This window comes from Wenjunlia vitaminophila DSM 41686 (genome assembly GCF_000380165.1).
In the GTDB taxonomy this organism is placed as follows: domain Bacteria; phylum Actinomycetota; class Actinomycetes; order Streptomycetales; family Streptomycetaceae; genus Wenjunlia; species Wenjunlia vitaminophila.
Genome location: NZ_KB904702.1, coordinates 1 through 26,404 on the forward strand (window position 1 = coordinate 1; position 26,404 = coordinate 26,404).

General features: G+C 72.3%; 22 protein-coding genes. 5 read left to right on the plus strand and 17 right to left on the minus strand.

Annotation, left to right across the window (positions count from 1 at the left end):
• Positions 1 to 653 (minus strand): M23 family metallopeptidase (locus A3IG_RS30855; protein WP_018385787.1); only part of this gene is annotated, 653 nt, incomplete at its 3' end.
• A 364-nt stretch (positions 654 to 1,017) separates the two neighbouring features.
• Here A3IG_RS30855 and A3IG_RS0122185 point away from each other — a divergent pair.
• The 3 genes from A3IG_RS0122185 to A3IG_RS35765 all read left to right on the plus strand — a co-directional run bounded on the left by A3IG_RS0122185 (position 1,018) and on the right by A3IG_RS35765 (position 7,033).
• Complete coding sequence (locus A3IG_RS0122185; protein WP_018385788.1) at positions 1,018 to 3,156, plus strand: erythromycin esterase family protein; 2,139 nt, start codon at positions 1,018 to 1,020, stop codon at positions 3,154 to 3,156.
• A gap of 30 nt (positions 3,157 to 3,186) precedes the next feature.
• The gene (locus tag A3IG_RS0122190) at positions 3,187 to 3,849 is read left to right on the plus strand and encodes a dienelactone hydrolase family protein (protein WP_018385789.1); all 663 of its coding nucleotides are present in this window, start codon (positions 3,187 to 3,189) and stop codon (positions 3,847 to 3,849) included.
• 130 nt (positions 3,850 to 3,979) lie between these two features.
• Positions 3,980 to 7,033 (plus strand): NACHT domain-containing protein, encoded by a 3,054-nt coding sequence (locus A3IG_RS35765; RefSeq protein WP_018385790.1) that lies wholly within the window; start codon positions 3,980 to 3,982, stop codon positions 7,031 to 7,033.
• 76 nt (positions 7,034 to 7,109) lie between these two features.
• Here the strand turns inward: A3IG_RS35765 and A3IG_RS0122200 are convergent, their stop codons facing one another.
• Complete coding sequence (locus A3IG_RS0122200) at positions 7,110 to 9,626, minus strand: ATP-dependent Clp protease ATP-binding subunit (RefSeq protein ID WP_018385791.1); 2,517 nt, start codon at positions 9,624 to 9,626, stop codon at positions 7,110 to 7,112.
• 427 nt (positions 9,627 to 10,053) lie between these two features.
• On the opposite strand from A3IG_RS0122200, the gene A3IG_RS30860 reads away from it, so the two are divergent.
• Entirely contained in the window at positions 10,054 to 10,701 is a 648-nt protein-coding gene (locus A3IG_RS30860; RefSeq protein WP_236719151.1) for an SCO3374 family protein, read from the plus strand.
• Between the two features lie 71 nt (positions 10,702 to 10,772).
• Here A3IG_RS30860 and A3IG_RS0122210 read toward each other — a convergent pair whose 3' ends face one another.
• The 13 genes from A3IG_RS0122210 to A3IG_RS0122270 form a co-directional block, all read right to left on the minus strand.
• A complete protein-coding gene (locus tag A3IG_RS0122210; RefSeq protein ID WP_018385793.1) occupies positions 10,773 to 11,117 on the minus strand; it encodes a histone-like nucleoid-structuring protein Lsr2 in 345 nt (114 codons plus the stop codon).
• Between the two features lie 172 nt (positions 11,118 to 11,289).
• Positions 11,290 to 11,793 (minus strand): amino-acid N-acetyltransferase, encoded by a 504-nt coding sequence (locus A3IG_RS0122215; RefSeq protein ID WP_078500845.1) that lies wholly within the window; start codon positions 11,791 to 11,793, stop codon positions 11,290 to 11,292.
• A gap of 9 nt (positions 11,794 to 11,802) precedes the next feature.
• A complete protein-coding gene (locus tag A3IG_RS0122220; RefSeq protein WP_018385795.1) occupies positions 11,803 to 12,234 on the minus strand; it encodes a BlaI/MecI/CopY family transcriptional regulator in 432 nt (143 codons plus the stop codon).
• A 494-nt stretch (positions 12,235 to 12,728) separates the two neighbouring features.
• Positions 12,729 to 12,887, minus strand: coding sequence for a hypothetical protein (locus tag A3IG_RS34645; RefSeq protein ID WP_018385796.1), 159 nt, complete (start codon positions 12,885 to 12,887; stop codon positions 12,729 to 12,731).
• A gap of 4 nt (positions 12,888 to 12,891) precedes the next feature.
• Positions 12,892 to 14,412, minus strand: a complete 1,521-nt coding sequence (gene lysX, locus A3IG_RS0122230) for a bifunctional lysylphosphatidylglycerol synthetase/lysine--tRNA ligase LysX (protein ID WP_018385797.1) — start codon at positions 14,410 to 14,412, stop codon at positions 12,892 to 12,894.
• Positions 14,413 to 14,488: 76 nt separating this feature from the next.
• On the minus strand, positions 14,489 to 15,475 hold the full coding sequence (locus tag A3IG_RS30865; protein ID WP_236719153.1) for a hypothetical protein: 987 nt from the start codon (positions 15,473 to 15,475) through the stop codon (positions 14,489 to 14,491).
• 101 nt (positions 15,476 to 15,576) lie between these two features.
• Positions 15,577 to 16,374, minus strand: a complete 798-nt coding sequence (locus A3IG_RS0122240) for a type III pantothenate kinase (protein ID WP_018385799.1) — start codon at positions 16,372 to 16,374, stop codon at positions 15,577 to 15,579.
• 129 nt (positions 16,375 to 16,503) lie between these two features.
• Entirely contained in the window at positions 16,504 to 17,529 is a 1,026-nt protein-coding gene (nadC, locus tag A3IG_RS0122245) for a carboxylating nicotinate-nucleotide diphosphorylase (RefSeq protein ID WP_051087600.1), read from the minus strand.
• 71 nt (positions 17,530 to 17,600) lie between these two features.
• Complete coding sequence (locus tag A3IG_RS0122250; protein WP_026220547.1) at positions 17,601 to 19,319, minus strand: L-aspartate oxidase; 1,719 nt, start codon at positions 19,317 to 19,319, stop codon at positions 17,601 to 17,603.
• Positions 19,312 to 20,184 carry a pantoate--beta-alanine ligase gene (gene panC, locus A3IG_RS0122255; protein ID WP_018385802.1) on the minus strand — a complete coding sequence of 291 codons (873 nt, stop codon included), beginning with the start codon at positions 20,182 to 20,184 and terminating at the stop codon, positions 19,312 to 19,314. The genes A3IG_RS0122250 and panC overlap by 8 nt, the downstream gene beginning before the upstream one ends.
• Positions 20,181 to 21,107 (minus strand): Rossmann-like and DUF2520 domain-containing protein, encoded by a 927-nt coding sequence (locus tag A3IG_RS0122260; RefSeq protein ID WP_026220548.1) that lies wholly within the window; start codon positions 21,105 to 21,107, stop codon positions 20,181 to 20,183. Before A3IG_RS0122260 ends, panC begins: the two co-directional genes overlap by 4 nt.
• Before the next feature lie 124 nt (positions 21,108 to 21,231).
• Complete coding sequence (locus tag A3IG_RS0122265; RefSeq protein ID WP_018385804.1) at positions 21,232 to 21,909, minus strand: response regulator; 678 nt, start codon at positions 21,907 to 21,909, stop codon at positions 21,232 to 21,234.
• Positions 21,910 to 22,103: 194 nt separating this feature from the next.
• Positions 22,104 to 23,333 carry a sensor histidine kinase gene (locus A3IG_RS0122270; protein ID WP_026220549.1) on the minus strand — a complete coding sequence of 410 codons (1,230 nt, stop codon included), beginning with the start codon at positions 23,331 to 23,333 and terminating at the stop codon, positions 22,104 to 22,106.
• Positions 23,334 to 23,475: 142 nt separating this feature from the next.
• On the opposite strand from A3IG_RS0122270, the gene A3IG_RS0122275 reads away from it, so the two are divergent.
• Positions 23,476 to 24,450 (plus strand): SAM-dependent methyltransferase, encoded by a 975-nt coding sequence (locus tag A3IG_RS0122275; protein ID WP_018385806.1) that lies wholly within the window; start codon positions 23,476 to 23,478, stop codon positions 24,448 to 24,450.
• Positions 24,451 to 24,519: 69 nt separating this feature from the next.
• On the opposite strand, the gene A3IG_RS0122280 is transcribed toward A3IG_RS0122275, so the two are convergent.
• Entirely contained in the window at positions 24,520 to 25,884 is a 1,365-nt protein-coding gene (locus A3IG_RS0122280) for a PH domain-containing protein (RefSeq protein WP_018385807.1), read from the minus strand.
• Entirely contained in the window at positions 25,881 to 26,366 is a 486-nt protein-coding gene (locus tag A3IG_RS0122285; RefSeq protein WP_018385808.1) for a PH domain-containing protein, read from the minus strand. Before A3IG_RS0122285 ends, A3IG_RS0122280 begins: the two co-directional genes overlap by 4 nt.
• Positions 26,367 to 26,404: the final 38 nt, after the last annotated feature.

The following is a 26,404-nucleotide window of genomic DNA, read 5'->3' on the forward strand; positions in this document are numbered from 1 at the left end:
TTGCCGTAGGCCCCACCCCAACCGGCCTCCACGACGGTACCGGCGTGGGCGGCGTGGACCGGGGTGCCGGTGGGCACCGCGAAGTCCTGACCGGAGTGCTTGTGCGCCCAACGCGCACCAGCCTGCGCATAGCTCGCGGACAGCGTGTAGTCATCCACCGGCTTGACCCAACCGTTCACCGGGTTGCCGTGCTCACCACGCGAAGCGGCAGCCTTCTTCACCTGCGCCGCCTTCTTCACCTGCGCGGCCTGCTTGACCTGGGCCTGCTTGGCCTGCGCGGTCTTGGCAGCGGCCTGCGCCGCCCTGTGGTTCTGCGCAGCCTTGGCGGCAGTGTCCGTCGTGGCGGCCTGGTTGGCGGGCTTGGCGGTGTCGGTGGCCGACTTCTTCGCCGGGGTCGTGCGGTGGGTGGCGGTGTGGTCGCCGTTTGTGCCGGTGTGGGTGCCGGCCTGGTCGGTGGTCTGCGTGATCCGCTGTCCCGCGCCGGTGGGGGCGGCGGCGGCGTTGTCAGCCGTGGTCAGAGCCAGCGGGACGGCGGTCGCGCTCGCTGCGACGCACGCGGTGACCGCGATGGCGCGCACGCGGGTGCGGGGGGACAGGGCCGCGCGGGTCCGGTGGGACACCGCGGCACGGGCCGTCTCGAAGGTCTTGCGCATAAGGAACGAGCACCTCAGCTACACATGGGGGACCGGTTCATACCGGAGGGAAAGCGGCAACTCGGCACATAGGCCGCAGCGCCTCCACCTTTGTAGACGGTGGCTCCCACCCCGGCCAAGAGCCCCACATACGACCCCGCATCGTGGAACAACCGCACGGAATACGCCCACTCCACCCGCCCCACCACCACCCCCACACGCCCCGCCCCTATTCCCGGTAGGACCACCCAGCAGCCCCGTGACACACCTCACCCACCACGGGCGGGGACGGCCCCCGTCACCGCTTCGTTGGCGAGATCTTCCGGATTGATGGAGCCTGGTGAGTAGCCCGACATCCCACACCTCCGCGACGGAGGAGATGCAGATGGCAGAGCGTGTGTTCCGCGACCGCACCGAGGCGGGCCAGGTCCTTGCGGGCCTGCTGGGGCGCTACCGCGACGACCCTGACGTCATCGTCCTGGGTCTGGCGCGCGGCGGAGTCCCGGTGGCGTACGAGGTGGGGATGGCACTGCACGTCCCCCTGGACGTGTTCCTCGTCCGGAAGCTGGGCGTGCCCGGGCAGGAGGAGCTCGCCATGGGCGCCATCGCGAGCGGTGGCGGCGTGGTGCTCAACGAGGACCTGATCCGTGGCCTGGGCATCTCCGCGGACGTCATCGAGCAGGTGGCCCAGCGGGAGGGTGAGGAACTGCTGCGCAGGGAGCGGCTGTACCGCGAGGGCCGCCCCGTGCCCGAGCTGACCGGCCGCACCGTGCTCCTGGTGGACGACGGCCTGGCCACGGGCGCCAGCATGCGCGCCGCCCTGAAGGCCGTGAGCCGCTCGCGCCCCTCCCGCACGGTCGTTGCCGTGCCGGCCGCCCCCGACTCGGCCTGCGACGCCCTGAGCCGGATCGCCGACGAGGTGGTGTGCGCCACCACCCCGTCCCCGTTCATCGCCGTCGGCGCCTCGTACTGGGACTTCGCCCAGACGACCGACGACGAGGTGCGGAACTTGCTTCGGGAAGCGGTGACCGCACGATCATCGGACCGGCCGGTGCCCACGCCACCCCCATACGAACGGCCAGCACCCCACGCCACGCCAACCCCACCGTCTCCGAGCGCGACCCAGACCACTTCGGTCACTCCGGCAACACCGACCTCGGCGCCCTCCGTTGCGCATGCCGCGATTCGTGACGAGGCGATGCCGGTCCGTAACGGGGTTCCCTCCGACGAGGCGCTCTTCGACCTGGTCGGGGACGCCCACCTGGTGCTGATCGGCGAGGCGTCGCACGGAACCCACGAGTTCTACTCGGCCCGTGCCCAGATCACCCGGCGTCTGATCGAGGAGAAGGGGTTCGGCGCCGTGGCCGTGGAGGGGGACTGGCCGGACGCCTACCGGGTCAACCGCTACGTGCAGGGGCAGGGTGAGGCCGGTACCGCCGAGGAGGCACTGCGCGGCTTCGAACGCTTCCCCGCCTGGATGTGGCGGAACGTGACCGTGCTGGAGTTCGTCGACTGGCTGCGGGAGCACAACGACCGGGTCAACCAGGACCAGGCCGACGGCGCTCGGGCCAGGGTCGGCTTCTACGGGCTCGACCTGTACAGCCTCTACCGGTCCATCGACGAGGTCATCGGGTACCTGGACCGGATCGATCCGGATGCCGCGGCCCGCGCCAGGGAGCGTTATGCCTGCCTGGACCACCACAACGCCGGTGAGGGCGGCGCCCAGGCGTACGGCTTCCGCGCCGCCTTCGGCGCCGGCGACTCGTGCGAGCGCGAGATCATCGACGAACTCGTGGACCTGCGGCACCACGCGCAGGAATACGCCCACCGGGACGGGCTGATCGCCGAGGACGAGTTCTTCGACGCCGAGCAGAACGCCCGCACCGTCCATGACGCGGCAGAGTACTACCAGAACATGTTCAGCACGGATGCATCCACATGGAACCTCCGTGACCGGCACATGGCGGACACCCTCAGGTCCCTCGTCGAACACCTGGGGCGCACACGCCCCGGCCGGCCACCGAAGGTCGTCGTCTGGGCCCACAACTCGCACCTCGGCGACGCCCGGGCCACCGAGGCCGCGACCAACGGTGAGCTCAACCTCGGCCAGTTGGTCCGTGAGTGGTTCCCCGGCGACTGTCGGATCATCGGACTGAGCACCTACACCGGCACGGTGACCGCCGCAGAGAACTGGGGCGACCCGGCCGAACGCAGGAGGATCAGGCCGGCACTCGACAACAGCGTTGAGCAGTTGCTGCACGAGGTGGGCCGGGACGAGTTCTGGCTGCCCTTCCCGTCCACGCCACGGTGTGCCGAGGTGCTGCGCGCCTCCCGTCTCCAGCGGGGCATCGGCGTCATCTACCGACCGCGCACCGAACGGGAGAGCCACTACTTCCACGCCAGGGTGGCCGACCAGTTCGACGCCCTGATCCACATCGACGAGACCCACGCGGTGGAACCCCTGGAGCGAAGCGCCAGTTGGGAACGCGGCGAGGTCCCCGAGACCTACCCCTCCACCGTCTAGCCGACCGCCCCAGGCACCGAGGGACCGATCATGACCTCGCTTCAGCAGAGCATCCGCGTCTCCGCACCCAACGCCGTCCTCGACGCCGACATGGTGGTGCCGCGGAACGCCCCGGGAGCCGTGCTGTTCGCCCACGGCAGCGGCAGCAGCCGGATGAGCCCCCGCAACCGCTACGTCGCCAGCGCCCTGAACAACCTGGGCATCGCCACCGTCCTCGCGGACCTGCTCACCGCGGACGAGGAGCAGGTGGACACCACCACCGGGGCGCTGCGGTTCGACATCGACCTGCTCGCCGAGCGGGTCGCCATCCTCACCGACTGGTTGGTGGACAACGAACCCGCCGCCAGCCGCGGCATCGCCCTGTTCGGGGCCAGCACCGGTGCCGCCGCGGCCCTGGTGGCGGCGGCCAGGCGCCCCGAGACGGTGCGCACCGTGGTCTCCCGCGGCGGGCGCCCCGACCTCGCCGGCGACTCCCTCCCCCTGGTGCACCAGCCCACCCTGCTGATCGTGGGTGGCGACGACACCATCGTCATCGACCTCAACCGTGAGGCCATGGAGCGCCTCGCCGCCGAGGAACAGCGACTGGAGATCGTCCCCGACGCCTCGCACCTCTTCGAGGAGCCGGGCGCCCTGGAGGAGGTCGCCCGGCTCTCCGGCGACTGGATCCTCCAGCACCTTGGCGACGGGCCCTGACGCCGGCGCCCGGCCGCGCCCACGGACCGACGACACCGGTCCTCACCGGTGTGCGCCCCCGACCCCTGCGTTCCTCCTAACCTGGTTCCTTGTCAGGTCACATGACCACGGGGAGATCCGGAGGAACGTGGTGGAACCAGGCAGTCTCGGCGTCACCGTTCGGCTGACCTCGGCCGTGGCCGCACCCCTGGTCCGCAAGCTCTTCGCCCGGCCGGGCCGGGGGGCGGACCTCGTCGAACGTCCGGTCCGGATAGCGGGCCTGGTGGCCTGGCGCGGGGAGAAGCGCACCCTCACCGAGAAGGACGTCCGCCGGCTGGTCACCGAACTGGTTCGGCGGGCGGTCGCCTCGACGCCACCGCACGAGCGCACGATCCCGCCCGACGAGGAGGGCGCGCTGGTCGAGGCGCTCACCACCACCCTGCTCGCCCTGGGGGAGATCACCATGGACGACGCCCAGGCGGTCCGCCTGGGCCACCGGTCGTTCGCCCGCCAACTGCGCCAGCACGTTCCCGAGGTGGAACGCAGCCTGTCCGCGGACGCCAGCGCCGCGTACCGGGAGCTCCTCGAACTGAGCTGCCTGCACGTCCTGCACTTCTTCACCCAGCGGTCCACCTTCGTCGCGCGGACGCTACTGGACCACAGCCGCGCCCTGGAGGAGACCGTCTGCAAGCTCGACCTGCTCCTCGACCGGATACCCGAGCAGTCCGTGGGGGACGCGGCGTTCGAGGACCGCTACCGCCGCTATGTGGCGGAGAAATACGGCAAGCTCACCATCGTCGGCCTCGACCTGCGGTCCTCCCGCGCCGACTGGCCGCTGGACTCGGCGTACCTGAGCCTGGAGGCGGTGCCCACCGGCGGGGACACGCCGCACGACCCCCTGCGGATGTCCCAGACCCCCCAGGGTCCGCGACGCGCCGACCAGGCACTCGCCGGGCAGCGCCGGGTGCTGCTGCGGGGCGTCGCCGGCTCCGGGAAGACCACCCTGGTGCAGTGGCTCGCCGTGTCCGCCGCCCGCCAGGACGTCACCACCTGCCTGCCGCACCTGCTCGGCACCGTCCCGTTCGTGCTGCCACTGCGCACCGTCGTCCGGCGCGGGGAGCTCCCCGCGCCGGACGAGCTGCTCCGTTCCACCGGCAACCCCCTGCACTCGGCGCAGCCCACCGGCTGGGCGGACCGGGTGCTGACCGCGGGCCGGGCCCTGCTGCTCGTAGACGGGTTCGACGAGATCCCCGAACGGGAGCGCGAACGCACCCGGGGTTGGCTCCGCGACCTGATCACCGCGTTCCCCGACAACCTCTGGATGGCGACCTCCCGCCCATCGGCGATCGCCGACGGCTGGCTCGCCGACGCCGGGTTCCACGAGCTCACCCTCACCCCGATGAACCGCCCCGAGGTCAGCACCTTCGTCGAGCGCTGGCACCGCGCCGCCCGCGCCACCACCGACGACCAGGACGAACGCCAACGCCTCGACGGCTTCCAGAACACCCTGCTGGACGCCCTGCACCGCAAGCACGACCTGTCCCGCCTCGCCACCAACCCGCTGATGTGCGCCCTGGTCTGCGCCCTGCACCGCGACCGGCGCGCCCACCTGCCCCGGGGGCGCAAGGAGCTCTACGACGCGGCGCTTTCGCTGCTGCTCGACCGCCGCGACACGGAACGGGACGTCGGCCAGCCCGACGGGATCTGGCTGTCCGAGGCGGCCCAGGTGCAGTTGCTGCAACGGCTCGCCTACTGGCTGATCCGCAACGGCCAGGTGGAGCTGGAGCGTGACCTGGCGGTGGAGCTGATCGCCGACGCCCTGCCCTCGATGCCGGCCGTCTCCGAACAGGGCGACGCACCGGCGATCCTGCGCCACCTGCTGGTCCGCAGCGGACTGCTCCGCCAGCCGACCGAGGACACGGTGGACTTCGTGCACCGCACCTTCCAGGACTACCTGGGCGCCAAGGCGGCGGTGGAGGCCCGCGACTTCGACCTGATGGTCCGCAACGCCCACGACGACCAGTGGGAGGACGTCATCCGCATGGCCGTGGCCCACGCCCGGCCGGACGAGCGGGCCCGCCTGCTGCGCAAGCTGGTCGCCAGGGGAGACCGGGTGAAGTCTCACCGCGCCCGGCTGCACCTGCTGGCGACGGCCTGCCTGGAACACGCCACGGAGCTCGACCCGGCCGTCCGCGAGGAGGTGGAACGGCGGGCCGCGGCCCTGGTCCCGCCCCGGGACAACGAGCAGGCCCGGGTGCTGGCCGAGGCGGGAACGGTGGTGCTGGACCTGCTCCCCGGCCCCGAGGGCCTCACCGACGAGGAGGCGCGCTGCGTGGTCGTCGCCGCGACACAGGTGGCCTCGGACGCCGCCATCCCGCTGATCAGCCGGTTCCGGTCCCACCCGTCGCTGGAGGTGCGCGCCCAGCTCGTCTGGGGCTGGCACCGCTATGACACCGACCGCTACGCGGAGGAGGTGATCGCCCACCTGGACGAGGACGCCCTCTTCTTCGTGGTGCGGTCCCGTGAGGAACTGCACGCGCTGCGGCGACTCGGGGGACGCCCGTGGGTCCAGCTCCGCGGCGACTTCACCGCCGCCGAGCTGACGGACAACCTGGATTCCAGCCGCCTCGTCTCGCTGCACCTGCTCCATAACGAGTCGCTGGACGACCTGTCCTGGATCAACGCGTTCCCTCAGCTCAAGGAACTGGTCCTGTTGGAGTGCCCGAACACCCGGGACCTCACGCCCCTGGTGGATTCGCGGGTGACCGACCTGGGGGTGTACAACGCCCCCAGGCCCTCGCTGTCGGTGCTGCTGTCACTCAATCAGCTCACCCGCCTGACCATTGGCTCACCTCCCGAGGCCGCGGATCTGAACACGCTGCTCCCCCGGAACGCGCCGCTGATTGACCTGGCCTACCTCAACGGCCGACTGCCCGTACACGGGCTCCGTGGACTGAGCAACTGGCGCAGCCTCAGAGAGATCGCCTTGCAGTGCGCCGGCACTCTGACGCCCGCCGACTGGGCCGAACTGGCCGCCCTGCCGAACCTCGCAACGCTGTACATCAGCGAAAACCTGCTCGACACCGTGGCCGACCAGTTCCCCGGCATCCAGTCGTTGACGGTCATCGACCCCGTCCACGACGACACCGCATCCCGTTACGCCCCCTTCTTCCCCAACGCGGAGATCATCGCTCTCGGCTCGTGAGCGCACCACCAACGAGGCCCCGGCCCGCCTCCACCGTCGGTGGGGCGGGCCGGGGCCTCGTCATGCCAGCCGTGCACTACTCCTTGGAGAGGTTGGGACCGGAGTCCGCGGCCTCGACCGGAGGAGCGTCCGGAAGCGCCGCCTTCTCCTCGCCGGTGAAGGTGAACTTGGCGTTCTCGCCCTCACCCTCGACGTCCACGACCACGATGTGGCCGGGGCGCAGCTCGCCGAAGAGGATCTTCTCCGAGAGCTGGTCCTCGATCTCCCGCTGGATGGTGCGGCGCAGTGGCCGGGCACCCAGCACCGGGTCGTAGCCGTGCTTGGCGAGCAGCCGCTTGGCCTCGGGGCGCAGCTCCAGACCCATGTCGCGGTCCTTGAGCCGCTCGTCCACCTTCGCCGCCATGAGGTCGACGATCCGCACGATGTCGTCCTCGGAGAGCTGGTGGAACACCACGATGTCGTCCACACGGTTGAGGAACTCGGGCCGGAAGTGCTGCTTGAGTTCCTCGCTGACCTTGGACTTCATCCGCTCGTAGCCGGTGCGGACGTCGCCGGTGGCGGCGAAGCCGAGGTTGAAGCCCTTGGAGATGTCCCGGGTGCCGAGGTTGGTGGTCATGATGATGACCGTGTTCTTGAAGTCCACGACCCGGCCCTGGGAGTCGGTCAGCCGACCGTCCTCCAGGATCTGCAACAGGGAGTTGAAGATGTCCGGGTGGGCCTTCTCGACCTCGTCGAACAGCACGACCGAGAACGGCTTGCGCCGCACCTTCTCGGTGAGCTGGCCGCCCTCCTCGTAGCCGACGTAGCCGGGCGGGGAGCCGAACAGCCGGGAGACCGTGTGCTTCTCCGAGAACTCCGACATGTCGAGCTGGATGAGCGCGTCCTCGTCACCGAACAGGAACTCGGCGAGGGTCTTGGACAGCTCGGTCTTCCCGACACCGGACGGACCGGCGAAGATGAACGATCCGCCTGGACGCTTGGGGTCCTTCAGGCCGGCCCTGGTGCGGCGGATGGCCTGGGACAGCGCCTTGATGGCGTCCTTCTGCCCGATGACCCGCTTGTGGAGCTCGTCCTCCATGCGGAGCAGGCGCGAGGACTCCTCCTCGGTGAGCTTGAACACGGGGATACCGGTCGCGGTGGCCAGTACCTCGGCGATCAGCTCGTCGTCCACCTCGGCGACGACGTCCATGTCGCCGGCCTTCCACTCCTTCTCCCGCTTGGCCTTCGCGGCGAGCAGCTGCTTCTCCTTGTCCCGGAGGGAGGCTGCCTTCTCGAAGTCCTGGGAGTCGATGGCCGACTCCTTCTCCCGGCGCACGTCGGCGATCTTCTCGTCGAACTCGCGGAGGTCCGGCGGAGCGGTCATCCGGCGGATGCGCATCCGGGAGCCGGCCTCGTCGATGAGGTCGATGGCCTTGTCGGGGAGGAAGCGGTCGGAGATGTAGCGGTCGGCGAGCTGGGCCGCGGCCACCAGGGCGGCGTCGGTGATGGAGACGCGGTGGTGCGCCTCGTACCGGTCCCGGAGACCCTTGAGGATCTCGATGGTGTGCGAGAGCGACGGCTCGGCGACCTGGATGGGCTGGAAACGGCGCTCGAGCGCGGCGTCCTTCTCCAGGTGCTTGCGGTACTCGTCCAGCGTGGTGGCGCCGATGGTCTGGAGCTCACCGCGGGCCAGCATCGGCTTGAGAATGCTGGCGGCGTCGATCGCGCCCTCGGCGGCACCCGCACCCACCAGGGTGTGCAGCTCGTCGATGAACAGAATGATGTCGCCGCGGGTGCGGATCTCCTTGAGTACCTTCTTCAGGCGCTCCTCGAAGTCACCGCGGTAACGGGACCCGGCAACGAGAGCACCCAGATCCAGTGTGTAGAGCTGCTTGTCCTTAAGGGTTTCCGGCACCTCGCCCTTGACAATGGCCTGGGCCAGACCCTCCACCACGGCGGTCTTACCGACACCGGGCTCACCGATGAGCACCGGGTTGTTCTTGGTCCGGCGGGACAGGACCTGCATAACCCGCTCGATCTCCTTCTCGCGCCCGATCACCGGGTCGAGCTTGGATTCCCGAGCGGCCTGCGTCAGATTGCGGCCGAACTGGTCCAGCACAAGAGAGGTCGAGGGCGTGCCCTCGGCCGGTCCGCCCGCAGTGGCGGCTTCCTTGCCCTGGTATCCGGAGAGCAACTGGATGACCTGCTGCCGCACCCGGTTGAGATCGGCGCCCAGCTTCACCAGGACCTGGGCGGCAACGCCCTCGCCCTCGCGAATCAGGCCGAGCAGGATGTGCTCGGTGCCGATGTAGTTGTGACCGAGCTGAAGCGCCTCACGCAGGGACAGCTCCAGCACCTTCTTGGCACGGGGAGTGAAGGGGATGTGACCGGACGGCGCCTGCTGGCCCTGTCCGATGATCTCCTCCACCTGCTGGCGGACCGCCTCGAGCGAAATCCCGAGGCTCTCCAGGGCCTTCGCAGCGACACCCTCACCCTCGTGGATAAGGCCCAGGAGGATGTGCTCAGTACCGATGTAGTTGTGGTTGAGCATCCGGGCCTCTTCCTGAGCCAGGACGACAACCCGCCGCGCGCGGTCGGTGAACCTCTCGAACATCGTTTATCGCTCCTCAGAGCGGTCGGGCAGATCGGGGACGGTCCCCTCCCTGTCCTTCCGCATGCTAGTCCCGGGGAAGGGACCGCTCACTTCAACCGTCGACTCCCTGCCCGGGGGCTTGCGCCCGCGACAGCCGACAACAGCTCCAACCCGATCCTCCGAGACGATGTTCCCGCAGGCCAGACAGATGCACTTGTTTGTAGTACGCCCGTGGCGAACGCCCTTCCCGATGCGCCGACTGCTTACCGTCTCTTACCCGTCAAGCGTGGCCAACCATGCGGAGTGAACAGGACGTATCCGCTGTCGGCGAACAACGAGCGCCCCATCGCGCTTCAGGTCGCTAATCCCGACACCCGGGGCCACTCCACCCACGGTAGCGGAGCTTCACATTCCGTTACTCCGGTGGGAGGGGCGCGTTTCCCACGGTATGACAACAGCGACGGAAGCAACGACTACCGAATCCGTGCGGCCGGTCCTACCGGGGCTGGAGCCGCTCGCCGCCTGGTACCGGGACCTGCTGGGGTGGCCGGTTTCCCTTCGAACGACGGACGGGAGCGGGAACCACACCGTTGACCTGGTGACCGGTGTGCGCTTCGACACCCTGCACGTCCCGCTGGGCGCCGGGCTCGCCGTGCTCCACCGCCTGGGCCGGAACGAGACCGGGCCGGTCGCCACGGGCGAGGGGCGCGTGTGGTTCCTGGTGGCCCCGTCGAGCGCCGAGGAGCTGCCCGGACTGCTGGAATGGCTCGACTGGGGCGGTGTCTCCCTGGATCTGGGCGCGTGCGGGGCGGGCGGGCGCATGCCCGCGCCGACCCCGCACGATGCGACACGTCACTACCCCGTCCCCCCGTTCCGGGCCCGTCGGAGCGTCGCCCGCCGGCCACTGCCGGTGTGGGTGCGACCTCCCTGGCCCGGCGCTGAGGACGTCCTGCCCGCGGTGGGTCTGTCAGGGGTGCGGGGCGTCGGGTCCCCCGACCTGACGCGCCTGGTGGCGGCGATCGCCAACGCGTGCCACCGGTCCCGACTGTTCCCACCCACCCGCCACGGTGGCCACCGTGGCTCGGGATCGGGGTGACCCGGCCGCGGACGAGCGGACCTACTGCGTCCGTGCCTCCTTGCTGTTCCTCCCCCGCCGGGGAGGTCTGATCAGGCGTGCGCCTTTTCGTAGGCCGTGCGGATGGTGGCCGGAACGCGGCCCCTGTCGTTCACCTCGAAACCGTTGTCCTTCGCCCAGGCCCGGATCTTCGCCGTGTCCTGGCTGGTCCCGCCGCCCGAGCCAGCACGCCCGCCGCGGCCCCGACCACGACCGGCGCGACCGCCGGTCTTGCGTCCGCTCTCCACGTAGGGGCTCAGCAGCTTGCGCAGCTTGTCCGCGTTGTCCGACGCCAGATCAATCTCGTACGAAACTCCATCGAGGGCGAACGTCACGGTCTCGTCCGCCTCGCCGCCGTCGAGGTCGTCGACTAGAAGGACCTGAACCTTCTGTGCCACCGGCTTCCCTTTCCTCCAAAACGGATTACCTGGGAAAAGGAAACCGCCTTTCGCGAGAAAACTCAAACCCCTGGGCTCGATCGACGGGAGCAAGGGGGACATACCCGCTCCCGGCAAGGGGCAGTTCCGCCGCCGGGAAGGGCAGTTCCGCACCACACTCTCGCCAGACGCCTCAGAGCTGGAGTAGCATCCGACTGTTGCCCAAGGTGTTCGGCTTCACCCGTTCGAGGTCCAGGAACTCCGCTACGCCCTCGTCATAGGAACGCAGCAGCTCGGAGTACACATCCCCGTCCACGGGGGTCTCGCCGATCTCCACGAAGCCGTGCTTGGAGAAGAACTCAACTTCGAAGGTCAGACAGAAAATGCGCCGAACGCCGAGCCAGCGGGCGGTCTGCAACAGCTTCTCCAGTAGCCGGTGACCGACCCGCTGGCCGCGATACGTGCGATCGACCGCAAGGGTGCGCACCTCGGCAAGGTCCTGCCACATCACGTGCAGGGCCCCACAGCCGATGACCTCACCGTCCTCGTCGCGTTCCGCGACCCAGAACTCCTGGACGTCCTCGTAAAGCGTGACCGTGGGCTTGTCCAGCAGGATGTGCTCGGCGGAGTAGCGGTCAACGAGGCGGCGCACAGCCGGCACATCGCTGGTCCTGGCTCGCCGGATGGTGATTTCCATGGAGCGACGCTATCGCTCTGACCGGCCCTGGAGTTCGGTGGGATGCGCACTAGAGGTGGCATCGGGCGCCCGAGGGGGGTCTGCCACGGGCACAACTCGCAATGCGTCCCGCAACGCCTCGAGCTGTTCCGGGGACATCATCCCGAAGAAGTGGACGAGGGCCGCGGCCGGGTTGTCACTGGTTGACCAGGCGTCGTTCATCAGGGCCGCGGCGTAAGCCTCGCGGGTGGAAACCGCCTCATACCGATAGGCGCGCCCTTCACGTTCCCGGCGCAGCCAGCCCTTGCGATGGAGGTTGTCCATTACCGTCATCACGGTGGTGTAGGCGATGCTTCGGCCGCGTTGTAGATCTTCGAGAACTTCACGAACAGTAACCGGTCGGTTCCACTGCCATACCCGGGTCATCACCGCGTCCTCCAGCTCGCCCAGCCGCCGCGGCATACGGATCGCCTCCTTCCATCTCCGCGCCCGCATCTCCGCACCGCCTCAGCGACCCATCTCCCCGGCGAATTCTTTGGGCACCAAATGCACGGAATACGTCGTTTTCCCGCTGAATGATGACAAAAGCCGGAGAGGATGGCCACTGCTCCGCCGCGTGTCCGGAACACCGCGGCGCGGAGTGCGGGACGGGAGTGCCGGGACGGGGGTGCCGGGACGGGGGCCCGAACGGCACGACGTGCGGGACCCCCGGGCTCTCGTGGCGCCCGGGCGGCGCGGCACGCGGGGCCCTGGACGCGGTTCAGGGGGCTGGTGCCGGCGGCCCGCGTGGGTGGGCCCGTACGGGCCGTGCAGGCGGCCCTCGGTGGCCGTTGGGGCGAAAGGGGCCAGGGCCCGGAGGAGGCACGGAAGGGGGCACGGAAGGCCCCAGGGCCGGCCGGGGCCGCACCTCGGGGAGAGAGGAGCGGCCACGGCGTGGACGGTCTGGAGGCCCCGGGTCAGTGCTGGGCGGCGCGCTCCGAGGCGGCGACGGCGTCGGCCGCCGCGTCCTCCTTGGCCTTGTTGGCACCGCCCTGACTCTTGATGATGGTGCGGATCACCATGGTGAAGGCGACAGCCATCACCGCGGGAGGCACCAGCGCGGCGATGTAGTCCACGGCTTCACACTCCTTCGGGCTTGACGAGCGGGAACAGCACGGTCTCGCGGATGTTCTTGTTGGTGAGCAGCATGATCAGCCGGTCCACGCCCAGGCCCAGGCCTCCGGTCGGGGGCATGGCGTACTCCAGGGCACGCAGGAAGTCCTCGTCCAACTGCATCGCCTCGGGGTCGCCACCGGCCGCCAGGAGGGACTGGGCCGTGAGCCGCGCACGCTGCTCGATCGGGTCGATCAGCTCGGAGTAGGCCGTGGCCAGCTCCGTGCCGAAGATGACCAGGTCCCACTTCTCCGCCACGCCGGGCACGCTGCGGTGGGCACGGGTGAGCGGGGAGACCTCGACCGGGTAGTCCTTGATGAACGTCGGCTCGACCGCGTTGGCCTCGAGCAGCCGCTCGACCATCTCCAGCACGATCTGGCCGTGGCCCCACTGCTGCTCGTACGGGATGCCCGCGGCGTCGGCGAGCTTGCGCAGCTCGTCCACCGAGGTCTGCGGGGTGACCTCGACGCCCAGGCGTTCGGAGACGCCCCCGTAGACGGTGACCTCGCGCCAGGGCTCGGCGAGGTCGATCTCCTGGACGTTCCCGTGGTGGTCGGTGCCGCGGACCACCGTGCCGCCCAGCGCGTCCTGGGCCGCGTTGACCACCAGCGCCCTGGTCAGCTCGGCCTGGGTGTGGTAGTCGCCGTATGCCTCGTAGGACTCCAGGGCGCAGAACTCGGGGTTGTGCGTGGCGTCCGCGCCCTCGTTCCGGAAGTTGCGGTTGATCTCGAAGACCTTCTCGGTGCCGCCCACCATCAGGCGCTTCAGGTACAGCTCGGTGGCGATCCGCAGGTACAGGTCGATGTCGTAGGCGTTGATGTGGGTGACGAAGGGACGGGCGTTGGCCCCGCCGTGGATCGGCTGGAGCATCGGCGTCTCGACCTCGACGAAGCCGCGCTCCTCGTAGGTCCGGCGCAGCGAGCGCAGCACCCTGCTGCGCAGGTGCAGCATCTCCCGGGCCTCCGGGTTCACGATCAGGTCGACGTAACGCTGCCGGACCCGCGCCTCCGGGTCGGTCAGGCCCCGGTGCTTCTCGGGGAGCGGGCGCAGGCACTTGGCCGTGAGCTCCCAGCGGTCCACGAGGACGGACAGCTCGCCCCTCCGGGAGGTGATCACCTCGCCCTCGACGCCCACGTGGTCGCCGAGGTCGATGTCGCGCTTCCAGTCGGCCAGCCGCTGCTCGCCGAGCTTGTCCAGGGAGAGCATGACCTGGAGGTCGCCGGTGCCGTCCCGCAGCGTGGCGAAGCAGAGTTTCCCGCCGGTCCGGCTCAGCACGACCCGACCGGTGACGCCCACCCGTTCACCGGTGGCGGTGTCGGGGACGAGGTCGGTGTGCTTGGCCCGCAGATCCGCAAGCGTGGTGGTGCGCGGGAAGCCGACCGGGTAGGGATCGACCCCGGCCGCGCGCAGCCGGTCCAGCTTCTCGCGCCGGATCCGCAACTGCTCGGGGAGGTTGTCGGGCGCGGGGACGGTGTTCTGCTCTGTCACGGGACCAGGGTAACGAGGCCGGGATCCCCAGCGAAAAGCAGTTCCTCGCACGGCTCCCCGCACCGGACCGAGCCGATCAGCCGGTGGCCAGTTCCAGGCGGTCGGGCGACGGGTGGGCGGGCGACGGGTGGGCGCGGCCGAGGCGGGTGGCCGGGCCGCGGCCCGGGGCCAGTCGGTCGTCCCCCTCCCGGTCGCGCTCCCGGTCGGGTTCGCGTTCCCGTTCGGGTTCCCGGGGCGGTGGTTGGCGGCGGGGCGGCCAGATCTCGGCCGGGGTCGGGGTCCGCCGCCGACCGCGCTGCGCGGGTTCCTGGGCCGGAGCGGGCTCCGGGGACGGGGTCGGTTCCGGCTGGGGGGCGGCCGGCTCCCGGGGGCCGGGCTGGGGCGGACCGGGCTTCGGCTTCGGCTTCGGCTTCGGGGCGGCGGGCTCGGAGGTGGCCGGCTCGGGGGTGGCCGGCTCGCCCGGCTGGCCGGGTTCCGCCGCTCCTCGCAGGGCCTCGTGGGGGGAGGCGCGGAGGAGCACGTCGATCGCCCTGCCCCGGCCGAGTCCGCCGAGCGTCGGCGCGGCCGGCACGGGGGCGCGCCGCGGGACGGTGGGCGTCTCGCTCCGCCCCCTGAGTTCGGCGAGTTGGTGACAGCGCCTCAGCAGATCCGTCCTTCGGGCCCGTTCCTCCGAGCCACAGGGCAGGGCGCGCAGCGAACGCAACGCCGACAGGTCCGCCGGCGTGGGCACGTAGCCACCGTGCAGCGCCTCGGTGAGTCGTTCGAGGTAGCCGCCCGCCGACCCGGGCAGCGCGGTCCGGTAGCGGTGCAGGTCCGCCAGGGCGAACCTGCGCATCCTGCCGCCCTCGCGCGCCGCCTCCTCCACGGCCTCGGCGAGACGGACGTACTCCTGGACGGCCTCGGCCCAGGCCGGGTCGGCCAGGGCCGGGGACTGGTCCGGTGTGGCGTCGGTGGTCGCGGGTGTCGTTGTCGGGTGAAGGGCCTCTGCGAGGGCACGCCGGACCACGCGCAGCTCATCCGCGCTGAACGCCATGCCGCCTCGGGACCCGTGTGGCGTGGGCATGGATGGGACTGTACGTCAAATCAGGACAATTCCGAATTAAATCTCTAGGGCGCGTCCTGATATGCCGATCGTGTACCCACACGGCGCAGGTCCCGGCGGCCTCATGACACCGGCGCGTTGCGCTCGTAGACCAGTCGGAGACCGACCAGGGTCAGCCACGGCTCGTGCACGTCGATCAGCGTGGAATCGCCGAGCACCAACGGGGCGAGCCCGCCGGTGGCGATGACGGTGACGTCCTCCGGGGTGTCGGCCAGTTCACCGGCCATCTTCCGCACCAGGCCGTCCACCTGCCCGGCGAAGCCGTAGAGGATCCCGGACTGCATCGCCTCCACGGTGTTCTTGCCGATGACGCTGCGCGGCCGGGTCAGCTCGATCTTGTGGAGCTGGGCGCCCCGGGCACCCAGGGCGTCCACCGAGATCTCGATCCCCGGGGCGATGGCGCCGCCCAGGTACTCCCCCCGGGCGCTGACGGCGTCGAACGTGGTGGCGGTGCCGAAATCCACCACGATGCAGGGACCGCCGTGCAGGTGGACCCCGGCCAACGCGTTGATCACCCGGTCGGCGCCCACCTCCTTGGGGTTGTCGGTGAGCACCGGAACCCCGGTCTTGACGCCCGGCTCGACCAGCACAGAGGGGATGTCCCCGTAGTAGCGCCGGGTCACCTCCCGCAGCTCGCGCAGGACCGAGGGAACGGTGGAGCACACCGAGATGCCGTCGATGCCGTCGCCCAGTTCGTCACCGAGCAGCGGGTGCATGCCCATCAGCCCCTGGAGCAGCACCGCCAGCTCGTCGGCGGTGCGGCGGGCATCGGTGGAGATGCGCCAGTGCTCGACGATGTTCTCCCCGTCGAACAGGCCCAGCACGGTGTGCGTGTTACCGACGTCAATGGTCAGGAGCATGGCGACTCTTCCTTCGGCTGGACCTCACGGCGACGGTCACGGGACGGGGCACGGTGTGTGGTCACTGACGACGACGGCGGCCGGCCCCGCCCCGGGGGGGGCACCGGGAACGACGGCCAGTGCGCCGCCTCACCGACCGGGCGCACCCCCGGGGGTGGTGGACGAGGGGGCGGGCGGGCGGAGGTCGAGGCCGATGTCCAGGACGCGGGCGGAGTGGGTGAGGGCGCCCACCGCCAGGAAGTCCACCCCCGTCTCGGCGTAGACCCGGGCGTTGTCCAGGGTCAGCCGGCCGCTGGACTCCAACCGGGCCCGGCCTCCCACCAGGGTGACGGCCTCCCGGGTCTGCTCCGGCGTGAAGTTGTCCAGCAGGATCAGGTCCGCACCGGCGTCCAGCACCGGCGGGATCTGCTCGAGGTGGTCCACCTCCACCTCGACCGGCACGTCGGGGAACGCCCTGCGGACCGCCCGGAAGGCCGCGGCGACCCCACCGGCGGCGACCACGTGGTTGTCCTTGACCAGCGCCGCGTCGGACAGCGACATCCGGTGGTTCACGCCGCCGCCGCAGCGCACCGCGTACTTCTCCAGGGCACGCAGCCCGGGGGTGGTCTTGCGGGTGTCGCGCACCCTGGCCCCGGTCCCGGCCAACGCGTCGGCCCAGGCGCGGGTGGCGGTGGCGATGCCGGACAGCTTGCAGAGCAGGTTCAGGGCGCTGCGCTCGGCGGTGAGCAGGTCCCGGGTGCGGGTGCGCACGGACAGCAGCACCTGGCCGGGCGTGACCTGCTCCCCGTCCTCCACGTGCCGTTCCACCTCGAACTCCTCGGTGCAGACCACCGAGAGGACGGCCTCGGCGACGCGCAGGCCGGCGACGGTGCCCGCCTCCCGAGCGGTGAAGTCGCCGGTGCTGACGGAGTCCTCGGGGATCGTGGCGACGCTGGTGACGTCCACCCCGTGGTCCAGGTCCTCCGCGATCGCCAGGTGGGCGACGTCCTCGACCGCCTCCGGGTCGAGTCCCGCCGCCGCGAGCAGCTCGGCCAGGGCCGGGTCGAGTCCGCACCGGGTGGCGGACACCTCGAAGACGCCGCTGCAGTCGCAGTCGTCCCCGCAACCGCCGTCCGACAGGTCCCCGGACAGCTCGAGGGGCAGGTCGGCGGGCAGGTCGCCCGGGGCGCTCTCGTAGGCGTCCTCGGTCGGCAGCAGTTCGGTGGGCCGGGGGCGGTCAGGGCGGGTCAAGGGGTGCTCCTTCCGAGCTCGGCGGCCGGCTCGGTGGCCGGGCCCACCGGGAAGTCGGCGCTGTCGGTGGCCCGCAGGGACAGCGTTCCGGCGGGGGTGAGACGGGTGATCAGGTGGCGGCGCCAGCGGGTGTCGTCCCGCTCCGGTCGGTCCTCGCGCCAGTGGCAGCCACGGGTCTCCTCGCGGGCGGTGGCCGCGGCGACCAGGCACCTGGCGACCAGCAGCAGGTTGGCGGTCTCCCAGGTCTCCACGCAGACGGGCGCCGCCTTGCCGTCGCGGGCGAAGTCCTCCGCCGCCCCCTCAGCGATGGCGTCGAGCCGGGTGGCCGCGCGTTCCAGGCTCCGCGCACCGCGCAGCACCCCGGCGCCCTCCGTCATGATCCGCTGGATCTCGTACCGGGCGGCGGCCTCCGGGAGCGGCGACGGCAGCGGCTCGGGCAGCACCGGCGGCCCCGCCGTCGGGCGGGCCCCGACGATGTCGGCGGCGATGCGCTCGGCGAACACCAGGCCCTCGAGCAGCGAGTTCGAAGCCAGGCGGTTGGCCCCGTGCACACCCGTGCAGGCCACCTCACCGCAGGCGTACAGGCCGCGGACCGAGGTGCGCCCGCACAGGTCGGTGCGGACCCCACCGCTGGCGTAGTGCGCGGCGGGGGCGACCGGGACCAGCTCGGTCACCGGGTCGATGCCGTGTCCCAGGCAGGCGGTGTGGATGGTCGGGAACCGGCGCCGCCACATCTCCGCGCCGAAGTGCCGGGCGTCCAGGTACATGTGCGGAACGCCCTGCTCCCGCATCCGCCGCGTGATGCCCTTGGCGACGATGTCACGGGGAGCCAGCTCGGCCAGCTCGTGCTGCCCCACCATGAACCGCACCCCGTCCGCGTCCACCAGGTGGGCCCCCTCCCCGCGCACCGCCTCGGAGACCAGCGGCTGCTGGCCCTCCGCGTCGGGCCCGAGGAAGAGCACCGTGGGGTGGAACTGGACGAACTCCAGGTCGGACACCTCGGCTCCGGCGCGCAACGCCAGGGCGACGCCGTCCCCGGTGGACACCGCGGGGTTGGTGGTGGCCGAGAAGACCTGGCCCATCCCGCCGGTGGCCAGCACCACCGCGGGCGCGTGCACCGCCCCCACGCCGTCCCGCTGCCCCTCCCCCATGACGTGCAGGGTGACGCCGGCCGTCGCGCCCCGGGCGTCGGTGAGCAGGTCCAGGACGAGGGCGTGCTCGATCGTCTCGATGCCGGCCGCGCGGACTGCGGTCACCAGGGCCCGGGAGACCTCCGCCCCGGTGGCGTCCCCTCCGGCGTGGGCGATCCGGTCCCGGTGGTGGCCGCCCTCCCTGGTGAGCAGGATCTCGCCGTCGGTGCCGGTGTCGAACGCGGCACCGCTGTCGATCAACCGGCGCACCGCCGCCGGGCCCTCGGTGACCAGGGCCCGCACCGCGGGTTCCGAGCACAGCCCGGCGCCGGCGACCAGGGTGTCCGCCAGGTGCTGCTCCGGGGTGTCGCCCTCGCCGAGGGCCGCGGCTATGCCGCCCTGCGCCCAGCGGGTGGAGCCGTCGTCGAGCAGCGCCTTGGTGACCACGATCACCTTGCTGCCGGAGGCGGCGCAGCGCAGCGCGGCGGTGAGCCCGGCGACGCCCGAGCCGACGACGACCACGTCGGCGTGGGCCGCCCAGCCGGGGGCGGGTGCCGGCAGCCGGGCACGGGAACGGTCAGGCATGGTGCCGCCCGAGGTCAAGGGGGACGTTGTCGATGAGGCGGGTGTCGCCGACCCGGCCGGCGACGGCGAGCACCGCCGGGCCCCGGTGGTCGTCGCCGACCTCGGTGAAGTCGGCCGGGTCGACCAGCGCCAGGTAGTCCACGGCGAGCTCGGTCGGCTCCTCGAGCACCGCGCGGGCGGCCCGGCGGACCGCTTCCGGGCCGTGGTGGGCCACCGCCCGCCCGGCGAACAGCGCCCGGGACAGCGTCAGCGCCGTCCCGCGCTGGGCCGGGGTGAGGTAGCGGTTGCGGCTGGACAGCGCGAGCCCGTCGGGTTCCCGCACGGTGGGGACGGCGGCGATCTCCACCGGGAAGTTCAGGTCGGCCACCATCCGGCGGATCAGGGCGAGCTGCTGGGCGTCCTTCTGCCCGTAGAGGGCCACGTCGGGACGGGTGAGGTGGAGCAGCTTGGCCACCACGGTGAGCATCCCGTCGAAGTGGCCGGGGCGGGCCGCGCCCTCCAGGCGCTCCCCCATCGGCCCGGCGCTGATCCGGACCTGGGGCTGGCCGCCGGGGTAGACCTCGGCGACGTCTGGGGCGAAGACGATGTCGGCGCCCGCCGCCCCGGCGACCTCCAGGTCGGCGTCCAGGGTGCGCGGGTAGCGGTCCAGGTCCTCGCCCGGTCCGAACTGCAACGGGTTGACGAAGACGGTCACCACCACCGATCCCCCGCCGGCCGGCCCCCGCACCCGTTCGGCGGCGGCACGGACCAGTTCGGCGTGCCCGTCGTGCAGCGCGCCCATGGTCATCGCCACGGCGACGGGGCCGGGGCGCAGGGACCTGGCGGCGCGCAGTTCCTCGGCGGTGTGCACCAGGGTCGGGTTCATCGCAGGCCTCCGTCCGCGAGCACCCCGAGCAGGTCCTCCGCCCGCTCGGCTGGGAGCAGTCCGTTGGCCAACGCCCGGTCGGCGGTGACCCGGGCCAACGCCAGGTAGGAGTCGCACGCCTGGGAGGAGACCCGGCCCAGCTCGGCGAGGTGGGCGGCGACCGTGCCGGCGTCGCCCCGGGCCACCGGGCCGGTCAGCGCGGCGTCGCCCGAGCGCAACGCGTTGTCCAGCGCTGCCCCGAGCAGCGGCCCCAGCATCCGGTCGGGCGCCTGCACCCCGGCGCTCGCCAACAGCTCCAGGGACTGGGCGACCAGGGTGACCAGGTGGTTCGCACCGTGGGCCAGCGCCGCGTGGTAGAGCGGGCGGGCCTCCTCCTCGATCCACTCGGGTTCGCCGCCCATCTCCACGACCAGGGCCTCGGCGGCCAGCCGCAGCCGCTGCGGCGCGGTGACCCCGAACGAGCAGCCGGCGAGCCGCGCCACGTCCACCTCGGTGCCGGTGAAGGTCATCGCCGGGTGCAGGGCCAGCGGCAACGCGCCGGCCCGCCGGGCGGGGTCGAGCACGCCGACGCCGTACCGCCCGGAGGTGTGCACCAGGAGCTGCCCGGTGCGCACCGCGCCCGTGGCGGCGAGCCCGGCCACCAGGTCGGGTAGCGCGTCGTCCGGGACGGTGAGCAGGACCAGGTCGGACCTGGCCAGCACCTCGGCGGGCTCGACCAGGGGAACCCCCGGCAGGAGGGCCTCGGCTCGGCCGCGGGAGGCGTCGGAGACCCCGGAGGCGGCCACGGGGCGGTGCCCGGCCAGCTTGAGGGCGGCACCGAGGACCGGGCCCACCCGGCCCGTGCCCACCACGCCGACGGCGAGCCTGGCCGGTCGCCCTCCTGGTTCGGCGGGCTGCGCCGGCCGCCCTGTGGGTGCGTTCACTGGCTGATGCCCTTCCGTTCCAGTCCGCCGCGGGTACCGGACGTCGTTCCGGCTCCATCGTACGGATGCCGGCGCCGCGGGACGGCACCGGGCGGCACCGGAGACGGAGCCGCCCGGCCCGGACTCAGTCGGCCTGCGCCCGGACCAGGCCGGTCTCGTAGGCCAGCACCACCGCCTGTACCCGGTCCCGCAGGTTGAGCTTGGTGAGGATGCGCCCCACGTGGGTCTTCACGGTGGCCTCGGAGACCACCAGGCGCTGGGCGATCTCCCCGTTGGACAGGCCCTGGGCGACCAGCACCAGGACCTGGCGTTCCCGGTCGGTCAGCCGCCCCAGGTCCTCCCGAGCCGGCTGCGGGGAGCTCGGCAGCATGGGCGCGAACCGGTCCAGGAGCCGCCGCGTCGTGGTGGGGGCCACCACGGCGTCACCGGAGTGCACCGAGCGGATCGCCGCCAGCATCTCTCCTGGTCTGGCGTCCTTGAGCAGGAAGCCGCTGGCCCCGGCCTTGAGCGCGGAGAACGCGTACTCGTCGAGGTCGAAGGTGGTCAGGATCAGCACCCGGGGCGCCCCCTCCCGTTCCCCGGACTCACCACAGATCCGCCGGGTCGCCTCGACCCCGTCCATCCGCGGCATCCGGACGTCCATCAGGACCACGTCCACGGCGGTGGACTCCAGCACCGTCAGCGCCTCGGCGCCGTTCTCCGCCTCGGCCACGACCTCCATGTCCGGCTGGGCCTGCAACACCATGCGGAAACCGGTGCGCAGCAGCGCTTGGTCGTCGACGAGCATCACTCGGATGGTCACGGGACTCCTGTTCTGGCTTGTCTGTGGCGGCACCGGGCGTCGCGCCGGGGTCTTCGGGGTCTTCGGTGCGGAGCTTCGGGGCACGGGGCTGGCTGGGGGATCGGGCGGGGGAGATCGGGCGGGGCTGGTCGTGGGGGCTGGTCGTGGGGGCTGGTCGTGGGGGCGGGGGGCGGCGGTCGGGGCCGACCGGACGTTCAGCGCGAGGCCTTCAGGGGGAGCACCGCGCTGATCCGGAACCCACCGCCGGGCCGCGGGCCGGCGTCGAAGGTGCCGCCGACCATCCCGATGCGTTCACGCATTCCGATCAGCCCGTGCCCCAGGCCGTCGGCACCGCCCGAGGCGTACAGGGCCTTGTCGGCTCCCCGGCCGTCGTCCTCGATGAGCATGTCGAGGTCGGAGTCGCCGTAGGTGAGCCGGACCGTGGCGCTGGCCTGCGGTCCACCGTGTTTGCGGGTGTTGGTCAGGGCCTCCTGGACGATCCGGTAGGCGGTGAGCTCGACGCCCTTGGGCAGCGGCCGTGGGGCGCCGCCGACCTCGAGCCGGACCTCGAGCCCGGCACCGCGGCACTGCTCGACCAGGTCCGAGAGCTGCTCGACACCGGGTTGGGGAACGTACTCGCCGCCCTCGCTGTCCCCGGTGCGCAGGACCCCGAGCAGCCGCCGCATCTCGGTCAGCGCCTGGCGGCCGGTGGTGGAGATGGTCTCCAGGGCCTGCCGGGCCTGTCCGGGTGAGGAGTCCATCACATAGGCGGCACCGTCCGCCTGAACGATCATGACGGAGACGTTGTGCGCCACCACGTCGTGGAGTTCGCGTGCTATTCGGGCCCGCTCGGCGGCCACCGCGATCTTGGCCTGCGCCTCCCGTTCCCGTTCCAGCCGGGCCGCGCGCTCCTCGAGCTGCGCGTAGTAGGCACGCCGGGTGCGCAGGGAGTCTCCCAGGACCCAGGCGAGCACGAACGGTATGGTCATCACCAGTGCGCCGAAGACCAACTGGCCGGCGCCGACCTCGCTGCCGTCGTGACCGTTCTCCTGCGGCCAGCGCGCGGTGCTGACCGGGGAGGCCACGAGCCCGCCGATCAGGGCCAGCCGGGAGGCCCAGCGGACCTCCCCGTAGGCGACCGTGTAGATGATGACCAGGAAGGCGAAGTTCCCGGGCCCGGTCTCCACGTTGAGCGCCAACTGGGCCAGCCCCACCCCGCAGGCCAGCAGCAGCATCCGCTCCGGGTACCGCCGGCGCAACGCCACGACGAGGGCCAGCAGCAGGGCGACCGGGAAGAACGTCTCCGGGGCGAAGTCCGCGATGTCCCGGTTACCCGTCACCTTCGCGGCGACGAAGTACATCGTCTGAATGCCGAACAGGAGGACGGCCCAGAAGACGTCCACCCCGGTCGGATGCTCGCGCAGAAAGGTGTAGAGACGTTGCACGTAACCCAGCGTATGCAGGCGCGTGGCGGTACGGGGTCACCCCCGAGGTCGATCCCGCCTACTCCCAAGGGTGGAGACGGCGCACGTGGGTGACGTCACAGGACCTGGCCCTGTCCGGAAGGCGTCGGCCGGGAACCGCTGGGTGGGGTGGCGGGAGGCCACCGAACGGGCACTGTACGGCCCCGACGGCTTCTACACGGCGGGGACGGGCGGGCCGGCCGGGCACTTCCGCACCTCGGTGCACGCCTCGGCGCTGTTCGCCGGGGCCGTCGCGGAGCTGGCGCGGCGGGTGGACGACGCGCTGGGGCGGCCCCCGGAGCTGACCGTGGTGGACCTGGGGGCCGGGCGGGGGGAGCTGGCCCTGCGGTTGCTGACGGAGCTGTCCGGGCTCGGCCCGCGGCTGCGGGTGGTCGCGGTGGAACGGGCCCCCCGGCCGCGGGGCCTGGACCCCAGGGTGGAGTGGACCGGCACCCCGCCGTCGGGCGTCACCGGTCTGCTCTTCGCCAACGAGTGGCTGGACAACGTGCCGGTGGAGGTCGCCGAGGTGGACCGGGACGGCACCGTCCGCCTGGTCCTGGTGGACCAGCGGGGCCGGGAACGGCTCGGCGGGCCGCTGCCCCGGGCGGAGCTCGACTGGCTGGCGCGCTGGTGGCCGCTGCGGGAGCCGCGTGCCAGGGCGGAGGTGGGCGGTCCGCGGGACGAGGCGTGGGCCGCGGCCGTGGCCACGCTGCGAGGGGGCCTCGCGGTCGCGGTGGACTACGCGCACCGGCGGGAGGCCAGGCCGCCGTGGGGCACCCTGACCGGCTTCCGGGAGGGCCGCCAGGTGCCGCCGGTGCCCGACGGCGGGTGCGACCTCACCGCGCACGTCGCGCTGGACGCCTGCGCGGCGGCGGTCCCCGGGGGCGAGTGGGTGCTGACCACCCAGCGGGCCGCCCTGCGGGCGCTGGGCGTGGACGGCTCCCGCCCCCCGCTGGCGCTGGCCTCCACCGACCCGGTCGGCTACGTGCGGGCGCTGGCCGCCGCGGGCGAGGCCGCGGAGCTGACCGAGCCGGACGGCCTCGGCGGGTTCGGCTGGCTGCTGCACGGGGTGGGGGTCCCGGTGCCGTTGTCCGGCTGACCGCCCGCGGTCCCGGCGGGGCCGACGGCCCGCCGGCCGCACCGGACCGCCCGGACGCGGCCGTTCCCCTCACCGGTCGGTCATCCACCTCTCGGGGGGCGCCGACCTGCGGCCCGTGCGGGACCGCGCGGCCTGCTCGGCGACGATCACGTCGGCCTCCTCGGCGTCCCGGTGCCAGGCGGTCAACGGGTCCCCGGCCGCGATGTCCACGTGCACGCTGGCCAACCCGAGCCGGCGCTGCCACGGGCCCTGGGTGCGCCGCACGCTCTGCACCTTGGCGTGCGGCACCACCCGCACCGTGCGCACCAGCAGCCCGTACCGGGTCACGAACACCTCCGCGTCGGCCCCGTAGGAAGCGAACCGGCGCCACAGCGGCGCCCGCCAGCGGGCCCGGCCGGGCACCGGCAGCACCGGGACCGCGGTGAGGTCCACCCCGGGCAGGATGCGTCCGGCGATGCCCAGTGCCACCCCCCAGGGGGCGACCGGCAGCAGCACGTCGTTCCCCCCACCGGCCACGGCCAGCCGTACCCGCACCCAGCCCGCGCGGCGCCAGGGCAGCGGCTGCTGGAAGGTGAGCGCCTGCACCCGGCCGGGCGGCACCGTCTCGTGCGCCCGGTCGAGCAACCCGTGGTCCAGGCGGAGTCCGTCGGGGGACTCCGCCACCGTCCAACCGAACTCCCCGGCGAAGCGGCGGAGCGTGCTGTGGACCGTGCCCGCGAGCGCCGGCAGCGCCAGGACCAGCCAGAACCAGTCCCCGGTGAGCAGCGGCAGGCCCACGGCGACCAGCAGCGACCCCAGCACCGACCCCCAGGTGGCCGGCCGGAGCAGCAGGGAGGCCGCCAGCGCCCCCGGCGGGACCCGCACCAGCTCGCGCTGCGGGGCCTCCCCGCTGTCCGGGGCCACCCCCGCGGCCCTGGCCAGCAGCTCGGCACGGAGTGCCCGGGCGTCGCGTTCGGTGAGGTAGGCCAGTTTGTCCTTGCCACCGGCCAGGTCGAGGGTGAGCGAGGCGACGCCGAGCAGCCTGGCCGCCAGGGGGCGGTTGACGTCCACCGCCTGGAGCCGGTCGATCCGCAGGTGCTTGGTGCGGCGGAAGAGCACCCCGGTGTCCACCCGCAGTTCCACCTCGTCGATCCGGTAGCGGGTGAACCACCAGGAGACGAAGCCGTAGCCGAACGCCACGACCAGCAGCCCCGCCACCGCGGGGACCGTCCGCCACCCGGTGAGGTGCCCGCTCCACTCCCCGGCCTGCCGCGGGTCCCGCAGCACCACGGCGGCGACGGCCGCGAGGACCGCCCAGGTGCGCCGCCAGGGGGTGATCGGGTGCAGTCGCCGGAAGTCCCGGCCCGCCGGCTCGGCCCCGGCCGGCCCACTGACGACGGGGCGCGCCGACCACGGCCCGTTGCCCGGCGCCGTCCGGCCCGCCGGCTCCCTCACAGGCCCGCGGAGCGGGCCTCGCCCAGCTCGGTCAGGCGGTCCCGCAGCCGGGCCGCCTCCGGCGGGAGCAGCCCGGGGATCGCCGCGTCGGTCGTGGCGGCGGCCGTGTGCAGTTCCAGGGTGGCGATCCCCCAGTGCCGTTGGAGCGGCCCGGCCACCACCTCGACCAGTTGCATGCGGCCGTACGGCACCACGGTGAGCCGTCGCCAGAGCACGCCCCGGCGCACCAGCAGGTCGTCCTCCCGTTCGGCGTACCCCCAGGAACGCCAGTTCCTTCCCAGGGCCCGCCAGGCCCAGGCGGCCAGCGCCGCGGGAACGAGCGCGACCGCCGCCAGGGCCGGGGACACCAGCAGTCCGACCGGCACCGCCACCGCCGCGGTCACCGGCGCCGCGACCGCCACCAGCACCACCCGGCGCATGCGCAGCAGTGCCCGGGACGGCATCGTCCAGCCGGTGGCCGGCGGGGCGAAGGCGGGGTCCATGCGCCAACCCTACGACCGGGTGGTGGCGGTGGCAGACT